We start from the raw sequence: 5,730 nt of genomic DNA on the forward strand, positions 1-5,730 counted from the left end.
TTCTCCCCCACCCCATCACTCCCCTACTCCCCCTCCCCTCCTATCCAACCGCGCCACAATCCGGCATCCTAAACAAAGACATCCCAAGGAGAAACAATGAGCGAAACTGACCCCGTCAAGCTGATGAAGCAAGAAGTGGGCCGCGCCGCCGCCGCCCAGGTCAAATCCGGCAGCATCGTGGGCTTGGGAACGGGTTCCACGACGGCCTATGCCATCCAGTTCATTGGCGATCGCATCCAGTCCGGCGAGCTAGAAGACATTCAGGGCATTCCCACCTCCTTCCAGGCTTCAGTCCTGGCCAAAAAGCACGGCATCCCGCTGACCACCCTCGATGAAGTTAGCCGGATTGATATCGCCATCGACGGCGCCGACGAAGTCGATCCGCAAAAAAACCTGATCAAAGGCGGTGGCGCCGCCCACACCCGAGAAAAAGTCGTCGATTCCCTGGCAGACCATTTCATCGTCGTCGTCGATAGCTCCAAGCTGGTCGATCGGCTGGGCAGCACCTTTGCCCTACCCGTCGAAGTGCTGCCGATGGCGATCGCGCCCGTCACCCGCGCCCTGGAAGCCCTCGGCGGCAAGGTTGAGCTGCGGATGGGGGTAAAAAAAGACGGCCCGGTGATTACCGACCAGGGCAATATGGTGCTGGATGTCACCCTTGAGGGCATCGACCAGCCCGCCGAGCTGGAGAAGACGCTGAACAACATTCCCGGCGTTTTAGACAACGGCCTGTTTATTGGCGTTGCGGACGAAGTGCTCATTGGCGAAGTTAAGGACGGCCAGGCTACGGTGCGGACGATGTAGCTGAGCTAACGGTAGACGGCGGGTCAATCGCGCCGCGCAAAACCAGGCTTGTGACTACAATCATAAAGGCTTAAGCAAGCCCCAAACGCCTGTATTGACCCGCCGATCTGACTGCCATGCTCTATCGCCGCTTTGGCCGCACCGAACTGCAAATGCCCGTCCTCTCATGCGGCGGCATGCGCTATCAGCATTCCTGGAAAGACGTGCCGCAGTGGATGATTCCCCAGAAAAATCAGAAAAACCTGGCCGCCACCATCCACCGTGCCATCGAGCTGGGCATCAGCCACATTGAAACCGCCCGGGGCTACGGCACCTCCGAAATTCAGCTGGGCCGCGTTCTACCGCAGCTGCCCCGCGAGCAAATCATTGTTCAAACCAAGGTGTCGCCCAAACCGCAGCCCAAAGAATTTCTCAAAATTTTCGAGCAGTCTCTCTCTAATCTCAAGCTTGACTACGTCGATTTGCTGGGCCTTCACGGCGTCAACACGCCGGCAATCCTTCAGTACTGCCTGGATGGCTGCCTGGAAGTCGCCCAGCAGCTCAAGACCCAAGGTAAAGTTCGCCATATCGGCTTTTCTACCCACGCGCCGACTCAGGTCATCCTCGATGCTATCGAGACCGACCAGTTCGACTACGTCAATCTGCACTGGTACTACATCTTTCAGGACAACTGGCTCGCCATTGAAGCCGCCCGGCGTCACGACATGGGCGTTTTCATCATCAGCCCCTCCGACAAAGGCGGCCATCTCTACAACCCTTCCCCCAAGCTAGTCGAGCTCTGCCAGCCCCTCAGCCCCATGGTCTTCAACGACCTGTTTTGCCTCAGGCTTCCCCAGGTACATACCCTCAGCTTAGGCGCAGCCCGCCCTAGCGACTTTGACGAGCATCTGCAAGCCGTATCCCTTTTAGAACGTGCCGACGAACTGTTGCCGCCGATCCTAGAGCGGTTAGAAGCCGCCGCGATCGCGGCCCTTGGCCCAGACTGGTACCACACCTGGCAAGAGGGCCTGCCCGCCCCAGAGAATACCCCCGGTCAGCTCAACATCCCCATCACCCTCTGGCTCGGCAACCTGCTCGACGCCTACGACATGAGCGAATACGCCCAGGCCCGCTATAACCTCCTCGGCAGCGGCGGTCACTGGTTCCCCGGCCAAAAAGCCGACCGCCTCTCCGATCTCGATCTCTCCGACTGCCTCAGCCGAAGCCCCCATGCTGCCAAAATTCCCGCCCGTCTCGCCAACATCCACCAGCGAATCAGCGGCACCCCCGTCAAACGCCTCTCCCAGCAATAGCCATTACTCCATCACTCCCTCTTCTCCCATCACTCCCCCCGCCCCAAAACCTCAAAATCCTCATGGTCCGGAAAGGGATAAACCCGCACGCTCTGATTCACCTGAATATTCAGCTTGCGGTAAAACATCGGATGCACCGCGCAGAGATCGCCGACCTGTAGCGGCAGATGGCCGTTCATGCTGTATTCAAAGTCGGCCTCGGCATAGCCCGCCTCGGTGTTCAAATGGCGCACCCGACCAATGATCCCCAGCTCCGAGACCAGCTGGCGGAAGCTGTAGGGTGAATATTCCCCCGGCGGCCATTCCGACGCCGTGAGCTTAGCTCGTTTGTCGAGCTCGTTGCCCTTGAACAGCATCGGCAGGCCAGACAGCGCTTCGATAATCCGGCTGACTCTGGGATAGACCGAGCTGTAGGAGTTGACCACCTCATCGGCGATCGCGTATTGCCCCTGCTGGAGTGCCTTGACAATGTCAGCCGGTTGAAAGTGGGGAAAACTTTTGCGCTCGACGGCGGCAGCCGCGATCGCGTTGCACAGCACAATCAGCTGCCGCGGTCGCATCTGGGTATGCCGTAGGACAAAGGGAAAGGTGCGCTCAGCCAACCCCTGGGCGTTGCGCAAACTGCGGCCAAAGTAGGGATACCACATTTTTTCGAGCACCGACTGGGGCTGATCCCAGTCCACGTGGCGCGACTCGGGCAGCAGCGTTTCCATCGCGTGCAGGTAGTTATAAAACCGCCAGCTAATCAGCCGCATCAGGTCCTTGGGCCGCCAGTGCAGATAGACCTCATGGCGAATCGACTTGAGCGGATTCAGGATGACTTCCTGCTTCAGGAACGGAAACACCTCCGCCATCGCAAAGATTTTGATATGGATACCCTGGCGGGCATAGTCGCGGTTAAACTCCGCGCCGCACTGGATCAGCGCTGCCGTGGCCTGCATCATGGTGGTATCGCGGACGGCATAGTTTTCTAGCGTATCGAAGGCAACGATCACCGGACGGCGGCGGGCCAGTTCCAGCGTTGCCTCCATCCCCAGCCGAATGCGGGCATCGGCGAAGATCGCCTCCAGCTCGTCGAGCAGGTCGTCTTCGGTCTGTAGCAGCCGATTCAGCAGCGCCTTGAGGGCATGGCGAATAAAGGTGGTGAGCTTGCCATCGCGGTTACCAAAGATGCAGGCCGCCCGGATGCGGGGATCATATTCCTGGAGCTCGCGAAAGATTACTGACCAAATGATGAACTGCCAGATTTTAGCAATCCGGGGGATCGCCACCTCGCGGCTGCGGGTAACGCTGAAGGTAATATCTTCGAGCAGCTTTTCAAAGGCGACGGGCTCATCGACGTCGATCGCGATCGCGTTCTGCATCTGCTTTTGGAACATGAAAAACTGAGCCAAGGCGGTCTTCCCCGCCCCGCGCCGCCCCACGATCAGGAAAACGTTGGGGTCGAGCGCTATATTGTTAAAACGCGTGTGGTAGAAGAAATAGCGGCTGTATTCCTGCTTCAGCAGCTTCACCTCCGACTCGCAGTCGGCCTCGCCAAAGGGGCTAAATAGCTTAGCCGTCTGTCGATTCATTGCCAAAGGCGGGTCTGTCTGAGGGGCCAAAGGATCTATCCCATCGCTGCTGCTGACATTTTGACAGGTTCATCCCAGCGCCGTCATCGCCCCGCTGGGTCCGTTTCAGATAAAAAGCTCTATGCCAGCCGTCTTCAAGGCCATTCTAGGTGTTTTCATCACCTTCGGATTACACATCATCGTCTGGCTGATCCTCGAAATTGCGACGGGCTATCTCACCTATATTCCGACCTTGAGCGGGCTCAACTATGCGCTGACGCTATATAAGGTTTCGCTGGGGTTGAGTCAGCTCATTTACGTCTTTCCCCTAGTATGGTGCCTGGCCCGCCGTCAAAAATTCAGCTGGATGAGAGGAATCATTATTGGAGCTTTGATTACCGCTTTGTTGAACGGCGGGCTTTGGCTAATTGTTTTCTTTGTATTGAGTTAGCTATCGCTTTGCTCAGAGAAATCACTGCCATTAATAAATTCTTTTTAGGGCAAATTATGTGTTTTTCTGTAAACCAATCCCCCGAATCCTAGAAACCCGGTAGACAATGACGCAAGGTCAGAATCGCGGTCTTTATTGCCCATGCAAACTTTTCGACAGCCCGTTCCAAAAGAAAGCGAGACGCAGGAGCGGATATTGAAAGCGGCTCAGCGGCTATTTGCCCGGCGTGGCTATGGGGGCACAACGACTCGCGATCTGGCTCAGGCGGCGGGCGTTGCTGAGGGCACCCTGTTTCGCCATTTTGAGAATAAAAAGGCGATCCTGGTTGAAGTTGCGACCCAGGGGTGGATCGAACTGCTGACTGAGCTATTGACCGAGCTCAGCGAAATGGCCAGCTACAAAGCCGTGGCCCAGGTGATGCGCCGCCGCATGCTTAACCTGACGCAGAATACCGACATGCTGCGGGTGTGCTTCATGGAGGCCCAGTTTCACCCAGAGCTGCAAGAGCGCATCCAGGCCGAGGTGATCGACAAGATGACCGATGTGGCCGAAGCCTTTTTTCAAACGGCGATGGACCGGGGCACCTATCGACCGATGAATCCTCGGGTAGTCGCTCGGATTTTTCTAGGCATGTTTACCGTAGCGGGCTTTAGCCAGATGTCGCTGGCCCAGGATGCCAATTCGCCGCAGGATATGAAGGAGCTGGCGGAAACGCTGGCGGATATTTTTCTGAATGGCGTGCTGGTGCACGAGAAAGGGTAGGGAAGAGTAAAGAGTAGGGGAGTGATCGGGTGGCGCTAAGTAGTCGAAAAATTAATTACACATTTTTTACAAAGGAGAGCCTGATGTCATGCCGTATAGCCCAAGGGGCATGAGCCGGCGTAGCCGCTCTGAAAGAGCAACCTGTCGAGGCATCTATCTCAGAAGCGTCAGTGATTGAGAGATTCCTCGCTATGCTCGGAATGACAATTCCTTCTATGTAAATTTTAATGCTCAGGTACTTAGGGATGCGCGGGAAAATAAGGTCCCCAGTCAAGTAGGGCTGATGGTGATGGCCCACTTTGGCAGGTCTTCTGATGGGTGCCAATTAACTCGAAATGTCGCTAGTGTCTCAGGGTCTACCTTAATTCCTTTTTCATAGCGGTCAGTCACATAGTGAACGACAGGTTCGATGCCTTTCCACAGCATGCGGCTGGCCCATTGCAGCGTCGTCTCAATCGAATCGAGAATAGCGCCGTTCCAGCACTGTTCGAGGGCAGCCCAGCATCGTACCCTCCGGGAAGGCGGAGCCTACAATGGGGTTGTACTTACTGTGATAGGGCGGATAGTAAATCAGCTCAAGGGTCAGTCCACTGTCTCGGGCGAACGTCACTAGGCGTTTGATAAACTGAGTGCGGTCAGAGCGAGTCGCACTGCCGCTATCGAGGTTAATCGCTAGGGTCGTCACGTCGGGATAGTCAGGGCCGTTATCGTCCCACCAACGGGTGAGGCAATCCACCACAAAGTCAGGCGTCTCTGCCGATTCGCCGACATAGATATCCAATTCGTCCGTTTGGAGATTGAGAATGCCAAAGGGCACCAGCACATGCTGCCACTCGGTATCGTGGTCATCGGCTTGAGGGGCCTGCTG

General features: G+C 56.5%; 7 protein-coding genes. 4 read left to right on the plus strand and 3 right to left on the minus strand.

Going from position 1 to position 5,730, the window contains the following annotated elements; translation table 11 throughout:
- The first annotated feature begins 96 nt into the window (after positions 1–96).
- Complete coding sequence (gene rpiA / locus IQ241_RS24745; RefSeq protein WP_193912417.1) at positions 97–804, plus strand: ribose-5-phosphate isomerase RpiA; 708 nt, start codon at positions 97–99, stop codon at positions 802–804.
- A gap of 116 nt (positions 805–920) precedes the next feature.
- Positions 921–2,096, plus strand: coding sequence for an aldo/keto reductase (locus tag IQ241_RS24750; RefSeq protein ID WP_193912419.1), 1,176 nt, complete (start codon positions 921–923; stop codon positions 2,094–2,096).
- Positions 2,097–2,125: 29 nt separating this feature from the next.
- Here the strand turns inward: IQ241_RS24750 and IQ241_RS24755 are convergent, their stop codons facing one another.
- Positions 2,126–3,700, minus strand: a complete 1,575-nt coding sequence (locus tag IQ241_RS24755; RefSeq protein ID WP_193912421.1) for a P-loop ATPase, Sll1717 family — start codon at positions 3,698–3,700, stop codon at positions 2,126–2,128.
- A gap of 91 nt (positions 3,701–3,791) precedes the next feature.
- On the opposite strand from IQ241_RS24755, the gene IQ241_RS24760 reads away from it, so the two are divergent.
- Positions 3,792–4,100 (plus strand): hypothetical protein, encoded by a 309-nt coding sequence (locus IQ241_RS24760; protein WP_193912423.1) that lies wholly within the window; start codon positions 3,792–3,794, stop codon positions 4,098–4,100.
- A gap of 141 nt (positions 4,101–4,241) precedes the next feature.
- Positions 4,242–4,862, plus strand: coding sequence for a TetR/AcrR family transcriptional regulator (locus tag IQ241_RS24765; protein ID WP_193912425.1), 621 nt, complete (start codon positions 4,242–4,244; stop codon positions 4,860–4,862).
- 270 nt (positions 4,863–5,132) lie between these two features.
- On the opposite strand, the gene IQ241_RS26890 is transcribed toward IQ241_RS24765, so the two are convergent.
- Together IQ241_RS26890 and IQ241_RS25905 are read right to left on the minus strand one after the other, a co-directional pair.
- On the minus strand, positions 5,133–5,330 hold the full coding sequence (locus IQ241_RS26890) for a hypothetical protein (protein ID WP_193912427.1): 198 nt from the start codon (positions 5,328–5,330) through the stop codon (positions 5,133–5,135).
- Positions 5,314–5,730 (minus strand): ISAzo13-like element transposase-related protein (locus IQ241_RS25905; protein ID WP_449369320.1); only part of this gene is annotated, 417 nt, incomplete at its 5' end. The genes IQ241_RS25905 and IQ241_RS26890, both read right to left, overlap by 17 nt.

Origin of the sequence: Vasconcelosia minhoensis LEGE 07310 (genome assembly GCF_015207255.1) — a bacterium.
GTDB classification, from domain to species: Bacteria; Cyanobacteriota; Cyanobacteriia; order Phormidesmidales; family Phormidesmidaceae; genus Vasconcelosia; species Vasconcelosia minhoensis.

Coding starts and splice junctions, on each gene's coding strand:
- IQ241_RS24760 (WP_193912423.1), top strand. CDS start 3,792: ATGCCAGCCGTCTTCAAGGCCATTCTAGGTGTTTTCATCACCTTCGGA.
- IQ241_RS24765 (WP_193912425.1), top strand. CDS start 4,242: ATGCAAACTTTTCGACAGCCCGTTCCAAAAGAAAGCGAGACGCAGGAG.
- rpiA (WP_193912417.1), top strand. CDS start 97: ATGAGCGAAACTGACCCCGTCAAGCTGATGAAGCAAGAAGTGGGCCGC.
- IQ241_RS24750 (WP_193912419.1), top strand. CDS start 921: ATGCTCTATCGCCGCTTTGGCCGCACCGAACTGCAAATGCCCGTCCTC.